This is a genomic window from Sedimentibacter sp. MB35-C1 (assembly GCF_030913635.1).
In the GTDB taxonomy this organism is placed as follows: Bacteria; Bacillota; Clostridia; order Tissierellales; family Sedimentibacteraceae; genus Sedimentibacter.
Map to the genome: position 1 here is coordinate 2,108,758 of NZ_CP133188.1, position 16,531 is coordinate 2,125,288.

At 33.7% G+C, this 16,531-nt stretch carries 14 protein-coding genes; 10 read left to right on the forward strand and 4 right to left on the reverse strand.

Annotation, left to right across the window (positions count from 1 at the left end):
• Positions 1 to 19: 19 nt before the first annotated feature.
• From gcvPA to RBQ61_RS10075, 4 genes are all read left to right on the forward strand, one after another.
• Positions 20 to 1,420 (forward strand): aminomethyl-transferring glycine dehydrogenase subunit GcvPA, encoded by a 1,401-nt coding sequence (gene gcvPA / locus RBQ61_RS10060; protein ID WP_308137196.1) that lies wholly within the window; start codon positions 20 to 22, stop codon positions 1,418 to 1,420.
• Between the two features lie 23 nt (positions 1,421 to 1,443).
• The gene (gene gcvPB, locus RBQ61_RS10065; RefSeq protein WP_308137197.1) at positions 1,444 to 3,012 is read left to right on the forward strand and encodes an aminomethyl-transferring glycine dehydrogenase subunit GcvPB; all 1,569 of its coding nucleotides are present in this window, start codon (positions 1,444 to 1,446) and stop codon (positions 3,010 to 3,012) included.
• An 84-nt stretch (positions 3,013 to 3,096) separates the two neighbouring features.
• Positions 3,097 to 4,236, forward strand: coding sequence for an ATP-NAD kinase family protein (locus RBQ61_RS10070; RefSeq protein WP_308137198.1), 1,140 nt, complete (start codon positions 3,097 to 3,099; stop codon positions 4,234 to 4,236).
• 180 nt (positions 4,237 to 4,416) lie between these two features.
• Positions 4,417 to 5,922 carry a Na+/H+ antiporter NhaC family protein gene (locus RBQ61_RS10075; RefSeq protein WP_308137199.1) on the forward strand — a complete coding sequence of 502 codons (1,506 nt, stop codon included), beginning with the start codon at positions 4,417 to 4,419 and terminating at the stop codon, positions 5,920 to 5,922.
• A 132-nt stretch (positions 5,923 to 6,054) separates the two neighbouring features.
• Here the strand turns inward: RBQ61_RS10075 and RBQ61_RS10080 are convergent, their stop codons facing one another.
• A complete protein-coding gene (locus tag RBQ61_RS10080; protein ID WP_308137200.1) occupies positions 6,055 to 6,534 on the reverse strand; it encodes a peptide deformylase in 480 nt (159 codons plus the stop codon).
• Between the two features lie 22 nt (positions 6,535 to 6,556).
• On the reverse strand, positions 6,557 to 7,441 hold the full coding sequence (locus tag RBQ61_RS10085) for a YitT family protein (protein WP_308137201.1): 885 nt from the start codon (positions 7,439 to 7,441) through the stop codon (positions 6,557 to 6,559).
• A gap of 398 nt (positions 7,442 to 7,839) precedes the next feature.
• Between RBQ61_RS10085 and RBQ61_RS10090 the strand changes: the two genes are divergently transcribed.
• The gene (locus RBQ61_RS10090; protein ID WP_308137202.1) at positions 7,840 to 8,355 is read left to right on the forward strand and encodes a flavin reductase; all 516 of its coding nucleotides are present in this window, start codon (positions 7,840 to 7,842) and stop codon (positions 8,353 to 8,355) included.
• Between the two features lie 43 nt (positions 8,356 to 8,398).
• Here RBQ61_RS10090 and dapB read toward each other — a convergent pair whose 3' ends face one another.
• Positions 8,399 to 9,196: a 4-hydroxy-tetrahydrodipicolinate reductase gene (gene dapB, locus RBQ61_RS10095; protein ID WP_308137203.1), complete on the reverse strand. Its 798-nt coding sequence runs from the start codon at positions 9,194 to 9,196 to the stop codon at positions 8,399 to 8,401.
• 246 nt (positions 9,197 to 9,442) lie between these two features.
• On the opposite strand from dapB, the gene RBQ61_RS10100 reads away from it, so the two are divergent.
• Positions 9,443 to 10,336, forward strand: a complete 894-nt coding sequence (locus RBQ61_RS10100; protein WP_308137204.1) for a hypothetical protein — start codon at positions 9,443 to 9,445, stop codon at positions 10,334 to 10,336.
• Between the two features lie 126 nt (positions 10,337 to 10,462).
• Complete coding sequence (locus RBQ61_RS10105; RefSeq protein WP_308137205.1) at positions 10,463 to 11,344, forward strand: GGDEF domain-containing protein; 882 nt, start codon at positions 10,463 to 10,465, stop codon at positions 11,342 to 11,344.
• A 106-nt stretch (positions 11,345 to 11,450) separates the two neighbouring features.
• Here the strand turns inward: RBQ61_RS10105 and splB are convergent, their stop codons facing one another.
• The gene (splB, locus tag RBQ61_RS10110; protein ID WP_308137206.1) at positions 11,451 to 12,473 is read right to left on the reverse strand and encodes a spore photoproduct lyase; all 1,023 of its coding nucleotides are present in this window, start codon (positions 12,471 to 12,473) and stop codon (positions 11,451 to 11,453) included.
• Positions 12,474 to 12,832: 359 nt separating this feature from the next.
• On the opposite strand from splB, the gene spoIVA reads away from it, so the two are divergent.
• The 3 genes from spoIVA to RBQ61_RS10125 all read left to right on the forward strand — a co-directional run bounded on the left by spoIVA (position 12,833) and on the right by RBQ61_RS10125 (position 16,531).
• Positions 12,833 to 14,296: a stage IV sporulation protein A gene (spoIVA, locus tag RBQ61_RS10115; protein ID WP_308140107.1), complete on the forward strand. Its 1,464-nt coding sequence runs from the start codon at positions 12,833 to 12,835 to the stop codon at positions 14,294 to 14,296.
• Positions 14,297 to 14,562: 266 nt separating this feature from the next.
• Entirely contained in the window at positions 14,563 to 15,816 is a 1,254-nt protein-coding gene (locus RBQ61_RS10120) for an HlyD family efflux transporter periplasmic adaptor subunit (RefSeq protein ID WP_308137207.1), read from the forward strand.
• Between the two features lie 10 nt (positions 15,817 to 15,826).
• On the forward strand, positions 15,827 to 16,531 hold the full coding sequence (locus RBQ61_RS10125) for a YggS family pyridoxal phosphate-dependent enzyme (protein ID WP_308137208.1): 705 nt from the start codon (positions 15,827 to 15,829) through the stop codon (positions 16,529 to 16,531).

Here is a 16,531-nt window from a genome sequence, read left to right on the forward strand (position 1 = left end):
TAATAATTTGGAGGTTAAAATGACAATAAGAGGATTTAAAAACCATCCCTATATTCCTAATTCAGTTCCTGAAATAGAAGATGAAATGTTAAAGGAAATAGGACTAAATTCAATTGAAGAACTTCATGAGGATGTTCCTGATGAAATTAAGTTAAAAGAAAATTTGAATTTTCCTGAAGCTTTAGGTTCTGAGTATGAACTAAAAAGACATATTGAAGGTATTTTAAATAAAAATAAAAACTGCTTGGAAAATTTGAACTTTCTCGGCGCTGGCTGCTGGCAACATTATGTACCGGCAATATGCGATGAAATAAACGGAAGAGGAGAATTTCTAACAGCTTACGGTGGTGAGCCCTATAACGATTTTGGAAGATTTCAGGCGCTGTTTGAATATCAAAGCCTTGTAGCCGAGCTTGTGGACATGGAAGTCGTTAATGTTCCAACTATGGACTGGACTCAGGCTGCAGCTACTGCAATAAGCATGGCTTCAAGAGTTGTGGGAAAAAAACAGGTCCTTGTTCCGAGGTTAATGGATAGAGAAAAACTAATGGCTATTAAAAATTACTGTGAACCTGTTCTTGAAATAGTTGAAGTTGATTATGACAAAAAAACAGGATGCATGTGTATGGATGATTTAAAAAAGAAAATCTCCGACAAAACTGCTGCAGTATATTTTGAGAATCCTTCTTACCTTGGATTTATTGAAGTAAACGGACATAAAATTTCAGATATAGCTCATGAATTAGGAGCATTAAGTGTCGTTGGTGTTGATCCAATATCCTTGGGAGTTATTGCCCCGCCTCCGTCTTATGGTGCAAATATAGTTTGCGGTGATTTACAGCCTTTAGGAGTACATATGAATTATGGCGGAGGACAATCAGGATTTATGGCTACAATGGACGAAGAAAAATACGTTATGGAATTTCCTTCTAGGTTATTCGGAATCGCTTCAACTAATGTTGAAGGTGAGTATGGGTTCGGAGACGTTGCATATGACAGAACATCATTTGGTAATTACAGAGAAAATGGCAAGGAATATGTGGGAACTCAATCAGCTCTTTGGGGAATTACAGCAGGTGTATATCTTGCAACAATGGGTCCAAAAGGCATGGAAGAAGTAGGACAGACAATTATGCAGAAATCTCAGTATGCTGTACGAAGATTAAATGAACTTGATAATATTAATGGAAGTTATTTTGATTCGGTATTCTTTAAAGAGTTTGTAGTTGACTTCAGTAAAACAGGAAAATCTGTAAAAGAAGTTAACAAAGCTTTGCTTGAAAAAGGAATATTTGGCGGAAAAGATTTGTCTGAAGATTTTCCTGAACTCGGTCAATGTGCTCTTTACTGTGTAACAGAAGTGCACACTAAGACTGATATAGATAAATTAATTACAGCTCTTGAAGAAATAGTTCTTTAATCTTAAGAAAGCGAGGAATCAATGTGAAAAAAATAGATAGAAGTTGTAAAGTCAGAAAGAATTTTCACCAAGCAAAATGGGATGAAGCAATAATTTTTGAACTAAGCCAAAAAGGCGAAAGGGGTATTCTTGTTCCAAAGGCTGAAACAAAAATATCGGAAAAAGTAGGAGACGGAATATCCAAGCTGCCGAAAAACATGAAAAGAAAAACTGTTTTGAATCTTCCTGAAATGTCGCAGAACAGAGTCTTGAGACATTACACAAGGCTTTCTCAGGAAACTTTAGGGGCAGATGTAAATGTTGAAATAGGACAGGGAACATGCACAGTTAAATACAGCCCCAAAATAAATGATCAGCTTTCAAGAATTCCAAAAATGGCAGAACTCCATCCTCTACAGGACGAATCTACAGTACAGGGCATACTTCAAATTATGTATGAAACGGATTTATACTTAAGAGAAGTTTCGGGGATGGATCGAATTACATTCCAACCAGGTGGCGGAAGTCAAGGAGTATTTACAATGGCATCTCTAGTGTATGCATACTATAAAGAAAAAGGCGAGGAAAATCAGAGAAACGAAATAATAACAACGATTTATTCGCACCCTTCTGATGCTGCAGCTCCACATGTTAAAGGATATAAAATAGTATATATTCATCCGGATGAAAATGGATATCCTGATTTTGAAGCATTTAAAGCAGCCGTAAGCGACAAAACAGCAGCATTTTTTGTGGCTAATCCAGAAGACACAGGCGTTTACAATAAGAATATTTTAAAATTTACAAAACTTGTTCATGAGCATGGCGGATTGTGTGGATATGATCAAGCAAATGCAAATGGATTATTGGGAGTTACAAGGGCCAAAGAAGCCGGATTTGATATGTGCTTTTTTAATCTTCACAAAACGTTTTCAACGCCGCACGGATGCGGAGGACCTGCTGTTGGAGCAACAGGAGTTTTAAAACATATTGAAAAATATTTGCCGGCTCCGCTTGTTGATTACGATGGAGAAAAATATTATTTGAATTATGAAATTACAAACAATCCTTATTCAGTAGGAAAAATCCGATCTTTCAATGGTGTTGCACAGGTTGTATTGAAAGCATATGCTTGGATAAGATCTCTGGGACCTGAAGGGTTGTACCAGGTTGCAAAAACTGCAGTGCTTAATAACAATTATCTGTTTAAAAAACTAATGGAGCTTCCATATGTTGATGCACCGTATATTAAAGGCAAACAGCGTGTGGAGCAGGTTAGATATACTCTTGAAAAATTATACAATGAAACAGGAGTGTCAACTGCTGATGTTCAAAGAAGAATGATGGATTTTGGAATGCATTATTGGCAGAGTCATCATCCATATTACATACCTGAGCCAATGACATTAGAACCGACTGAGACTCCGTCCAAAGCTGATTTGGATGAATATATTGAAACACTGAAATTTATATTCAATGAAGCCTATACAAATCCTGAAATAGTAAAAACAGCACCTCATCAAAGTGTGTGTCATTATATAGATGAATCTGGAATGGATGATCCTGAAAAGTGGGCAGTAACTTGGAGAAGCTATCAGAAAAAATTTAAATAGTTTTTCTAGGTTGTTTATAATGAAATTTCTGTAGGGATGTATTAATTATTTTTAAATCCATTCCTGCAGAAGCACTGTTAATTTGTGCTTAAAAAAAATAAGGACTATAGAGTGATGAAAAAAATAGGATTAATAATTAATCCCATAGCAGGCATGGGGGGGAGTGTCGGGCTTAAGGGGACAGACGGATTGGCACATGAAGCATTAAGGCTTGGCTCCATACCTAAAGCGTTAGATAAAGCAAAAGTGTTTATTGAGAAAATTAGTGGACTTGAAAATCTTGTGGAAATAGTTACTTGTTCCGGCGATATGGGAGAAAATGCTTTAAAGAAGTACAATTTTAATGCCAGAATAATTTATTTTCCAAGAAGTGAAAATACAACATCTAGTGATACTGTTGAGGCCGCCAGAATTATGAAAAACGAAGATGTTGATTTATTAGTATTTACGGGGGGAGATGGTACGGCAAAAAATATTTACGAAGGAGCGGGTGAGAGTACTACAGCAATAGGAATACCGGCCGGTGTAAAAATTCATTCATCCGTATTTGCAAAGACTCCTGGCAGAGCCGGAGAACTGGCAAAATTGTTTATTGAAGGTAAAACAACCCTTACCAAGGAAGCTGAAGTTCTGGATATAGATGAATGTGAATATCGCAAAGGCAATGTGAATACAAGATTGTTTGGGTACTTAACGGTACCGGTGGAAAGAAAATTCATGCAGAATAAAAAAGCTCCGTCGCTAAAGAGTGAAAAATCCCAGCAATATGAAATTGCAAATGAAGTTATTAGGGATATGCTTGAGGACGAATATTACATTATTGGACCGGGGTCGACAACACGTGCAATAATGGAAATATTGGGGCTTAAGAATACATTAATAGGAGTTGATTTAATATATAACAAAAAATTAATTGAAAATGATCTGTCTGAAAATCAAATTTTGAAATACATATCATCTAGTCCGGCTAAAATAATTATTACTCCAACTGGTGGGCAAGGTTATTTACTTGGCAGGGGGAACCAGCAAATCAGTGATAAAGTAGTTAAAACTGTGGGGAAAGACAATATAATTATAATAGCTACAAAAGATAAAATAGCTAACTTAAAAGGAGAACCGTTGCTTTTGGATACAGGCAGCAATGAAACAGATGAAATGCTAAAGGGGTATGCAAAAATTATTACAGGCTTCAGAGAAACAGTTATTTATAAAATAAATTCATAATATATCAAAAAATTGCTGTCTGAATTTATTTTAATTAGTTGTAATGGTATATAAAGAATAATGAATGCAGCCCTATTGAAAACGTTAACAAACAACATTATGTTTTGCTGAAATAATAAAAATCATCTCAAAACTTTGCATACTTAATTTGTTTATGTTAAAAAATTTATGGAGGGTTATATGAATAAAAATGAAAAGAAATCTGAAAGCGCTTTAATAGCAGCGATCAAATTTTTACCATTATTAATACTTGCTTTATTGGTAATTATTTTCGAGATGGATTTGCTTATTGCAGCTCCAATAGCAACTGTTTTTGCTGTATTGGTAGCTATGTTTTCAAATAAATTCACCTTCAAAGAAGTTTTTGATAGAGGTCTTAAGAGTGCCAGCAATATAACAATAGTATTTTTTATTTTGATGTTTGCATATGGCGTTGCTGAATGTTTTATGGCAACAGGCGTGGGTGCTTCTGTTATCAATATTGCTCTATCATTGGGCATATCAGGGAAAACAGTGGCAGTTATAGGATTTTTAGTTACTTGTGTATTATCAATAGCTACAGGAACATCCTGGGGAACTTTCGCAGCATGCGCTCCTATATTCTTATGGCTTAACTATATTGTAGGGGGAAGTGAAATATTGACACTTTGTTCTGTTGCAGGTGGCTCATGTTTTGGTGACAATATAGGTCTTATATCTGATACTACAGTGCTAAGTTCAGGCTTGCAGGATGTTGAAATAATTCACAGAGTTAGGCACCAGGGTGTTTGGTCATTGTGTTGTTTAGTTATTTCAGCTGTTATAATATTTGTGTTAGGCATGGGGCTTTCAGGTGTTTCCGGAGATCCAAGGCAAGCAATAGAATCAATCCCTCCGGAAGCATATGAAGCGTTGGCTGAACAGAGACCTTCGGCAATATTGCTTCTTGAACAAGTTAAAACAGGAGTACCTGTTTATATGATAATACCGCTGGTTATTGTTGTAGGTATGGCATTTGCAGGAATACAAACAATGATATGTCTTGGAGCAGGTATGATTTCTGCGTTAATATTTGGTATGATTGCAGGTACAACAACTGTAAGCCAATGGTTAAATGATTTGCTTCTAGTGGGATTTGGAGATGCAGGTGGATGGTCAATAGTAATGATGATGTGGGTATCTGCTTTTGGAGGTATTATGAACGGTATGAATGCTTTTGAACCTCTAGCAAAATTAATTGTTAAAATGTCCTCCAGTGTAAAACAATTAATGGGTTGGTGTGGTGTTCTATGTATAACAGGAAATGTTGCGTTGTCGGATGAAACCGCAGAGATAGCAACAATATCGCCTATAATTAGAAACATAGTAGAAGAAAATGTGGAAGGTACTCCGGATTCTATGTATAAGTTGAGATTAAGACTTGCTACATTTGCAGATGCCATGGGAGTTTATGGCTCTCAATTAATTCCTTGGCATTGCTTTCCGGTATTCTTTACAGCAATAGCCAATGCTGTTTATCCTATAGCTAATTTTACTACTATAGATGTTATGAGGATGAATGTTATGGCATTTGTTGCTGTAGGCTCTATGTTAATATTAACATTTACAGGACTAGACAGGTTTATACCACTGTTTAAAATACCTTCGGAACCTGAGGTGAAACTCAGAAAAAAAGGCAAAGAGTTGAGGGTTTCTGAAGAGGTATAAATTCTAAAAAAAGCGTGAACCATTTTTACGGCGAAATATTATCTATTAGATATATGTCTTAGTTTTATAACAGATATGTAAAAAGTCATAAGCAGCATCCAATTATTAAAATACTACTGGATGCTGCTAAAATTATTGCTTAATAAAGAAGGATCTGTTGTCAATGGCTCTCATAGTAGCAAGTATTCCATCTAGGTGATCATATTCATGTTGCAGGAGTTCAGATAAATCTCCTTCTAAAACAATTTTACGCTCATTCCATTCCATATCACGATATTTGATAAGACATTTTTGATGTCGTTTAACCTTTACCAGCAGATTTGGAAATGACATGCAATCATCCATGACTTCCATCTGTTCTTCACCTATTGGTTCAAGAACCGGGTTGATGAAAACTGTCGGTTCTTCGATGTACATGTACAGTATTCTTTTTTGAACCCCTATTTGAGGTGCCGCAATCGCTCTACCGGCATTATATTGATTTCGAAACGCAATCAATGTATCATGTAAATCCTGAATGATGAGTGAAAGATTAGGCAACTCTGATTTTTCAACAGGTGTGCTGACCTCATATAATTTAGGATTTCCTAACAGTAAGATTTCTTTCTTCATAATCTTCCTCCTAGATATGTATTTATATTTCTTCCATTAGATGGCTTTTATAGCCGTCTCCAAATACTTCGTTTGCACTCGATACTATGAAGAATGCGTTTATATCCTCTTCTTTTATAATTTCTCTTACTTTTGTATAATTATACTTTCTGCATACACACATAATAACTTTTTTATAATTTTGCATGTATGCCCCCTCAGCTTTTAGGTAAGTGATTCCTATATCTATTTCATCAAGAATTCTTTTAGCTATTTTTTCTTGGTTATCACTGATTATATATAATAGTTTCGCACTGTCTCCTCCGTATAGGACAGAGTCCAAAACAAAATTACTGACAACAATAGTAATGGCAGCATATAAGGCAATTTCAATATTTTTAAATATAACAGCTGCTGCAGAAACTATAATTGCATCTGTAACAATAAAAATAGTACCGCTTTTTATATGCTTGTATTTTTGCCTTAAAGCTCTGATAATTATATCAGTACCTCCCGTGGTTGCTCCTTGCCTGAATACTATGGCCATTCCCATAGCCATAAGAGATCCGCCTGCAACACCGGACAGCAACAAATCATCTGTTAAAACGCCATATCTAACTATTATATATGCATTAAGCATATTAATAAAAAATGATGAAATAAATGTAACATATATAGTTGATAATATAAATTTAGTTCCGAATTTCCACCATCCAAATATTAGAATTGGAAGATTTATCAGAAGAACCAAAGTACCTGTTTTTAAGCTTGTTAAGCTGCTTATTATTATTGCAATTCCGGTAGTTCCCCCTGGAGCGAGATTGTTTGGGTCTAAAAATACTGAAATCCCCATAGAATATATAAGCGCTCCAAAAGTAATTAATACAATTTTAATTAACACTGCTTTTAGATTAATATTTTTTTCCATATAGAACCTCTTTTATTAATATATATAATAAATAATATACTAAATTTGAAAGTAAGGCAATGCATTAGTACAAAAATTTGATAGTAAATTTGATAAATTGTTATAAATGTTAATAAAGCAACCCTATTACAGTAGATAATTAAACGTTGGAAGGAAGCGTATTACTTTTATGTTGGATAGCATTTATATTAAGTGAAAACTGGATTGAAATTTGTTTTTGCGGTATAATATGATTATGTAAGCATGAGGGGCAAAAAATTGTAACCATATGGATAGTTTACTTGTTATAAGAGAGATTAGAGACTAGTTTTAATCATGAAATAGATTAGAATTCCACTTTGAAAATGCTGTGTTTTTTGTGTAAGAATTGTGATTTTAATAAATAGGAGGGAAATAAAGTGAATAATTTTATTGAAATAAAACCTGAAGAATTAAACAACAGTCCATTTAAGATGATAGGATCTGACTGGATGCTTGTAACGGCTGAAAAAGATAGCAAGATAAACACTATGACAGCATCATGGGGAGGCCTTGGGGTAATGTGGAACAAGGACGTATCATTTATAGTAATACGTCCTACAAGATATACTAAGGAATTTATAGATAATTCAGATAGGTTTTCGCTTGCTTTTTTTAATAATAGTTTTAAAAAACAACTGACTTATCTTGGTACTGTATCAGGTAGATCCGAAGATAAAGTGTCAAAATCAGGCTTAACCACTGAACATTTTAATGGTACACCATATTTTAGTGAAGCTGATACAGTAATAATATGTAAAAAATTATATTCTCAAAAATTTGGCTCCGAATTTTTCATAGAAAACTCTCTTGACGAAGTAAATTATCCTAATAAAGACTATCATACACTTTACATATCGGAAGTTGAAAATATTTTTGTGAAAAAAGATAAATAAAAATTATATTAATAGTTTTGTAAAATTACTAAACACAGCATTTTTATATCTCTATAACATCTTTCATAGTGTATAATCCGGGAGCTTTTCCTTTTAAGTACAATGCGCCTTCACAGGCTCCTCTTGCAAAGCATTCCCAATTGTGTGCATGATGGGTAATTTCAAGGCGTTCACCCATTAATCCAAATATAACCGTATGGCTGCTCGAAATGTCTCCAGCTCTAACTGAATGGTAGCCTATTGTTCCGGGAATTCTTTCACTCGAACCTATGCGTCCGTTTACAGCAATATCGCTTAGTTCTTTGTTCATGGATTTAGCTATAACTTCTCCCATTTCTTTTGAGGTTCCGCTGGGAGCATCTTTTTTATACGCATCATGCATTTCAATTATTTCTATGTCAGAAGAGTTTCCGATGGTTTTAGCCGCTGTTTCCAGCAATGCATTCATCAAATTTACTACTCTTGATGTGTTGGAAGCATGCAGCAACGGAATTTTTTTCGAGGATTTTTTTATTTTATCAATCTGCTCCGATGAGAATCCTGTAGTGCCGCAAACAAGAGATTTACCCGCTTCAATACACTTATTAAGTACATTCATTGATAATTCTGCGTTAGAAAAATCAATCACCGCGTCACATTTTTCTATAACATTTTCTAAATTATCAACTACTGGTGCACCTACTGTTTTTCCGATGCCCGCTGTTGTTCCGATATCTTTACCTATGTAATCTCTGCCTTTAGGGCCTAGACCTGCTATTATTTCAAAATCAGTATTTTCCGATGCTACTTTGGTAATAAGTCTACCCATTTTTCCTCTTGGTGCAACAATTATTATTTTCATAATTCCTCCACAAGTCTTTTTTTTTATTCTACCATCTATTTCTAATATTTTCAATTTTTTAAAGCATCTTAATTATTTTTTTGCTATTACGTAGTAAAAGACTTAAGTTGAATTTTAATAATAGTGTAGTATAATATCGCTATGAATATGTCCGTATGTAGGCAAGAATGTATTTATTACATGCTTACAGTATGTTTTTGACGGATGTATAATATTTATAAAATGGGATAAGTAGAGGCTATAGAGATGTTTATTAGGATATTACTGTATTTATTTATGTATTCGTTTTTGGGATGGTGTGCAGAGGTGATTTATGCTGCACTTAAGGAAGGAGAATTTGTAAATAGGGGGTTTCTGAACGGACCAATTTGTCCTATTTATGGCTTTGGTGCTGTTGCTGTAGTTGTAATTTTAAGACCGTTTCACGATAACTTATTTATCTTGTTTGCAGGATCGATTGTTGTCACCAGTTTGATCGAACTAATTACCGGATTTGTTCTTGAGAAGGTTTTTAAGCACAGATGGTGGGATTATTCTGATGAAAAGTTTAATATAGGAGGATATATTTGTCCTATTTTTTCTTTAATGTGGGGAATTGCATGTCTGGTTATAGTGGCTTATATTAACCCTATTATAGTGGATGTGGTAAACATTATACCAGAAACAGCCGCTAAAATTATTCTGACAATACTTATGACTTTATTTACAGTAGACTTTATAGCTACAACAGAAACAATTTTAAAGATGAATAAAAGGTTAGAACGAATAGAAGAATTAACTGGCTTGATTAGGAGAGCTTCTGATGATTTGGGAGAAAATCTTGCAGGCGGCACAATAGCATTAATGAAAAGAAAAGAAGAACTTGAAAAAGAGATAGATCAAAAGAGAAGTGCTGTAGAAGAAGAATTGGCAGAGATAAAGCAGGCACATATGGAAATTATGAAAAATAGAGAACAGTATCTTATTAATTTGAAAAAGGCTTATAATGAAATTTTAGAAGCAAGGTTTTTTGGTCACAAGAGGATATTAAAGGCTTTTCCGGGTATAAAGTCATCAAGGCATAAAGATGCGATGGAAAAATTGAGAAATCATTTATTAAGAAGCCATAGAGGAGAAAAAATAAATGATAAAATGAAATAATCGATATTATAAAAATTACCAATTAAAATTGCTTTTTACTTGTATATATGTTAAAGTAATAAAAATATATTTTTTGGTGAACTCTGTTAAGCAAATGTTTTGCTTGACACAGTAAGTGGAGAAAAAATGGAACATATTTCTATAAATGAGATAAAGGATAAATTGGACTTTTTTAGTAAAATGTATGATTCGGTGCGTCTTGTGGACCCGGTAAATAAAAGAGTGGTGGACTGCAGGGATGCTTCTCCGGATGATAAAAAAGAAATCTGTTACGATTATTGGGGAAATGGAAGAATTTGTGACAATTGCATATCTGTCAGAGCGCACAATGAGGAAAAGAGCTTTTTTAAGTTGGAAAAATCTATGGAAACAATTATGCTTGTGACGGCTATACCTGTTGAAAACAAAAGTAAGCCTGTTGTTCTGGAGATGATGAAGAATACTACAGACAGTATGATGGTTGGAACCGGAAATTATAGTGAAGGTGAATTATTGAATCGCTTTGTGCGTGAAATTAACGATATTATTGTGAGAGATTCTCTGACTTCTCTTTATAACCGTCGATTTGTTGATGAGCGTCTTCCGGTTGATATTATTAATTCGACATTAAAGGATCAGCCGCTTTCGGTTTGCTTTATAGATATGGATAATTTTAAGATGTTAAATGACCTTAATGGTCATGAAGCAGGCGATTGGGCTATGAAAGCTGTCGCGAGCGTTATTATGAAGCATATACGTTCAGAGCATGATTGGGCAGCCAGATACGGGGGAGATGAGTTCCTTCTTTGCTTAAATAATACTGATGAAAAGCAGGCCCATACAATACTTGAGCGCATACAGTGCGGAATTGAAAAAATACCAATGAAATTTAATTTGGAAAATACCAATCTTTCTATTTCATTTGGTATTGAAACAATGAAAGATGTACCAAGAACAGCCGAAGAGCTTATACGGCTTTCGGACAAAAAAATGTACAAAGATAAAAAAAATAAACAGCAAGAGAATTGATGGTACTAAAAAGCTGCATTTGAATGATGAGCCGACCCCCAAAAGTTAGACCGAAAATCTAATTTTTGGGTCACATCATGATAGCAGCTTTTTTTATTTTATACATTTATATAATATATTTAATAGTTTTTTTGTCGAATATATTGGCTATTTCTTTTTCAAAAAATATTTTTATATTTTTTATTTGCTCTTTTGAATATACATATTTCCCATATCCAAACTGTCCGTATTTGAATGTTCGGCTCTCGTCGTTCATAGGTAAGGTTGTTTCAGGGAACGTCTTTAATATTATATTTTTAGCACTTGTTGTATATCTGTGTGAAATCACTTCAAATGTTAAGGGATATTCAGTTACATTAGGTAAGCTGTCCCTTATTTTTATCAACAAGCTTCTATAGTCATCCTCCCAATTATCATATAGAAATACAGGAGCTATAATAAATCCAGCGGGATATCCTGCATTAATAACTTTTTTGCACGCTTCAATCCTTTTTTCCAATGAGGGAGTTTTATTCTCATAGTCGTTTATAACTTTATTGGTATTTAAGCTGAATCTTATTTCTGTTCTGCCTCTGTGGTTTAAATTAAGAAGAGTATCTATGTCAGTAAATTTTGTTACAAATCTGAACCTTCCATGTTCAATGTTGCTGAAAAATTCAATAGCTCGTTTGAGAGAATTTGAATACGGTTCAACAGGCACAGGATCAGAAGTAGCTGATCCTTCAAATATTGTTTTTTCTGGAAGCCTTTCAGTTATGTAGTTTTGCGCTGAAGAAAGTATGTCATCTAAATTTACATTTATTTTCATATAAGGTCTGTCACCAAGACGTGTATGTAGATAGCAGTATTCACACTGACCGGTACATCCGGATAGTAAAGGAAGTTGATAATTGGCTGAAGGTTTGCATGATTGAAATTTCATACCTTTTGTTACTCCTACAACTAATGTTTTTTTGCCTTCTCTATAAAAGTCATATGTGTTTTTTCCGGGGATGTTTTCTTTAAATTTATTATTTTTTAAGTGAATTAGATCTACTTTAGTATTGTGTTTAAAATAATTGTATATATTTATTCCGGTTTCATATTCCAAAGCATTTTTTTCAAAAAGTATTCTTTTAGGTATAAACATGTTTTCTCCAATAGATCGTTTTTAATATTATGTCAGATGTGTTGATTTATATGCAGGCAAAAATATGTAACATTTAAATTTCCGTGTTATTTAATTTTATAAGTTAGTATGAGATTGTATCAATACACTAAGAAAGTCGCCGCATAATAAAAAATATTGAGAAATAATCTTAAAATTGTCGGCAATAAAATAAAGAGTTTAAGAGCCTGAAGTTTATCTTCAGGTTTAATTTTTTAAATTATTTTTTGTAATATATTTTTGCATATTTTGGAATAAAGATATTTGTCGGGGCATATAAATTAATTGTATACGAAAGTGCATATTTAGCAGGAGGAGGGATTATTATCACTAATTTAGATATATATGAGGATATCGCAAAGAGAACAAACGGCGAGATATACTTAGGTGTAGTGGGTCCTGTAAGGACAGGCAAATCAACTTTTATAAGAAAATTTTCCGAAAATGTAATGCTGCCTAATATTGAAGATGAATATATAAAGGAAAGAGCAAAAGATGAGATGCCTCAAAGCGGTACAGGCAAGACAGTAACAACAACTGAACCTAAGTTCGTACCGGGAAATGCAGTAAAAGTTACATTTAAAGACAATATTAATGCAAAATTAAGGTTAATAGACTGCGTAGGTTATATGATTCCAGGAGCCATAGGAAACATGGAAGGCGAAGTGCCGCGGATGGTAAGCACTCCGTGGAACGAAGAACCTATTCCTTTTGCAGAAGCGGCAGAAATAGGAACAAGAAAAGTTATTAACGATCATTCCACAATCGGAGTACTTGTTACAACAGATGGGAGCATAACGGATATTAACAGAGATAACTACATTATGGCAGAGGAAAGAGTAGTTAAAGAATTAAAAGAAATAAATAAGCCTTTCGTTATCGTTTTGAATACTACACATCCTATAAATGAAAACACTCAGGCCTTGGCGGTGCAATTAAAAGAGAAGTATGATGCCCCGGTTAAGATATTGGATTTGATGAATCTCAATACGGAAGATATCGACGGTGTTCTGGAAAATGTTTTGTATGAATTTCCTATTAAGGAAATTAATGTTGAACTTCCAAAATGGTTTGATGGACTTACATATGATTATTCGTTAAAAAAGGACTTGATCGGTACATTAAAAGATGATTTCGAAAATCTTTATAAATTAAGTGATTTTAATGCAGATGAAATATTTTCTACTGAAAATGACTTTGTTGAAGATTTCTTTGTGAAAGATATTGAGCTTGGCAACGGAAGCATTAACATGAGAATTGATCTTGACAATTCATACTATTACAAGGTAATAAGTGAGTTGTCCGGCGAGGAAATAACCGGAGAACATCAAATATTGAAGCTCATAGGAGATCTGTCAAAAGCAAAAGATAATTACAAAAAAGTTGAATCTGCAATTAATGATGCTAAATCAAAAGGTTATGGATATGTTTCTCCAGGAATAGCTGATATGGTAGTTGATAAGCCGGAAGTATTTAAAGAAGGTAGTAGATACGGCATTAAAATCAAAGCTCAGGCTCCGTCACTTCATATATTTAATGCAGGAATAAATACAGAGGTAGCTCCTATAATAGGGAACAAAGCTCAAAGCGAAGATTTGATGAACCATATGGTTGAACAGATGAAGGATAATCCTCAATGCATATGGGATGCAGAGATATTCGGAAAGACCATGTACAGTCTGGTTGATGAACAGCTTGAATCCAAACTTACCGCAATGCCTGAAAATGCAAGAAAAAAACTTAAAAAGACAATTGAGAAGATTGTAAATGACGGCTCAGGAAGTATTATTTTCTTGATAATTTAAAAATCAAAAATTTATTTAAGAGATCCTTTCGTGCTTACAGAATTCCATGAAACTAGTGAAATTCTGTGAGTATAGACGAAGAATCTCTTTTTTTGTTGTTAATTATATGAATATGTCATTTTAAACAAAAATTTTTCGCATAAAGTTGTAATATTATTTGAAAATAAGCATATATAGCTTGCAAAAACGTTGAAATTTATGTTATAATGTGCTAACAATCGGATTAAAATATAATCTGTATAGAGTAAAATTGGAGCTTTGTTTAAATGGCTAAAAGAAAAATCTTTGGTATAAAAAATTTTTTCTTTTCATTTGCAGCAGTTTGTATAGTTATTTACATATTTCAAAATGTTAACGGCTCAGCTGAAACCATGGTTGCGGAGAACGGAAACCTTGAAGATGTTATTAAAGCAGAAGGAATCATTATAAAGGATGAAGTTACATATAATGCAGCTGCTGGAGGAAGTGTTACATATTATTATGAAGATGGGGCCAAAGTAAAGGAAGGTCAGCTTGTTGCGGATTTAAGCACTGATGCAAATTCAGTCAAAATAAATAAACAAGTTGCTGAAATACAATCAGCAATAGATAAAAAAAATAATTCGTCAGGCAATTCGCCTGTGTTATCTCAAGAAACATTTGCTACTTATGAAAATGAAATTCAAGCCAGCATTTTAAATAATGAATTCAGCAGTATGTATTCTATTGTCGGACAAGTAAATGGCGAAAGTGATATAACTGCTTTTGGGGAAACATATGAGCAATACAATGTTGCTCAACTGGAAGAAATGAAAAAAAATCTGACGAACAGCATATCAACACATAAAGTCCGTTATTACTCGGGTCAGGCTGGAATTATAACTTATAAAACAGACGGGCTTGAAGATGTATATAAGTTTGAAAATGTTCTGGAAATGACACCAAGTGCCACGACAGAAAAAAAATATACAGCAGCGGATAAGAGCAAAAGCGAAACTGTTTCTGAAAATGAAGCTATATTTAAAATAATAAGAAATTTTGATTATTATATTACAGCTACTTTAGATAATGAGGAAGCAAAGTTATTTGAAGAAAATAAATATGTAAAAACCAGAATTACATCAGACGGGGAACAGCATGAACTTTGGGGGTATATTGAAAAGATTAATTATGGCAGTGAGCAATCTGTGCTGATTCTTTATTTTAATGATTATTTCTATAAAATTTATGATAAACGCTATATAAATTTAGAGCTGATAACCGATATATATGAAGGACTGAAAATAAAAACCGAAGCATTAACAAAACTAAATGGTATGACCGGTGCATATGTTAAGGATGCAAGTAATATTATAAAGTTTTTTCCTGTAGAAATAGTAGGAATGGACGAAGATTATGCAATAATATCTACGGGCACATACATAGGGGAAAATGAAAGAAAAATAATAACAATTAATGAAAAATCATATTCTACTGTTAAAATATTTGATAAAGTGATATTAGAACCTGAAAACGTATATGATGGTCAAATAGCAGATTAGGAGGTTTGTTGTGAGTATTAAGGACAATATAGACGGAATAGTGGCAAGGACAGCTGCTGCGGCAAAACGCTCGGGAAGAAAACCTGAGGATATTACTGTTATAGCGGTATCTAAGACGGTTACGGCTGAAAGGGCGAAGGAAGCTGTTGAGGGAGGTATATTGAATCTTGGAGAAAACAGGGTTCAGGAACTCGTCAGTAAGTATGAGCAGCTTTCAGATACAGAAATTAATTGGCATCTTATAGGACATTTACAGAAAAATAAGGTAAAGTACATAATTGATAAAACAGCTCTCATTCATTCAGTTGAAAGTATAGAACTGGCAAAAGAAATAAATAAAAGGGCATCTCAGCATGACTTGACATCAAAGGTGCTCATAGAGCTGAATATTGGTGAAGAAGAAAGTAAATTCGGTATAGGTGAAGATGAAATCTATGAATTTGTAAAGTCCATGGAACAGTTTGAGAATATAAAGGTGCTCGGACTTATGACTGTTGCACCGTATTGTGAAAATCCAGAAGATATAAGATGGGTTTTCAGGAAGATGAAAGAGATATATGATAAAATTTCAGATATGAAGCTTAAAAATACTGAAATGAAATATTTATCCATGGGGATGACAAATGATTTTGAAATTGCTATTGAAGAAGGTGCAAATATGGTAAGGATTGGAACAGCTATATTTGGAGCAAGAAAATACAAGGAGGAAGTGTAG

Coding starts and splice junctions, on each gene's coding strand:
- gcvPA (WP_308137196.1), top strand. CDS start 20: ATGACAATAAGAGGATTTAAAAACCATCCCTATATTCCTAATTCAGTT.
- RBQ61_RS10075 (WP_308137199.1), top strand. CDS start 4,417: ATGAATAAAAATGAAAAGAAATCTGAAAGCGCTTTAATAGCAGCGATC.
- RBQ61_RS10080 (WP_308137200.1), bottom strand. CDS start 6,534: ATGAAGAAAGAAATCTTACTGTTAGGAAATCCTAAATTATATGAGGTC.
- RBQ61_RS10085 (WP_308137201.1), bottom strand. CDS start 7,441: ATGGAAAAAAATATTAATCTAAAAGCAGTGTTAATTAAAATTGTATTA.
- dapB (WP_308137203.1), bottom strand. CDS start 9,196: ATGAAAATAATAATTGTTGCACCAAGAGGAAAAATGGGTAGACTTATT.
- RBQ61_RS10100 (WP_308137204.1), top strand. CDS start 9,443: ATGTTTATTAGGATATTACTGTATTTATTTATGTATTCGTTTTTGGGA.
- RBQ61_RS10105 (WP_308137205.1), top strand. CDS start 10,463: ATGGAACATATTTCTATAAATGAGATAAAGGATAAATTGGACTTTTTT.
- splB (WP_308137206.1), bottom strand. CDS start 12,473: ATGTTTATACCTAAAAGAATACTTTTTGAAAAAAATGCTTTGGAATAT.
- RBQ61_RS10120 (WP_308137207.1), top strand. CDS start 14,563: ATGGCTAAAAGAAAAATCTTTGGTATAAAAAATTTTTTCTTTTCATTT.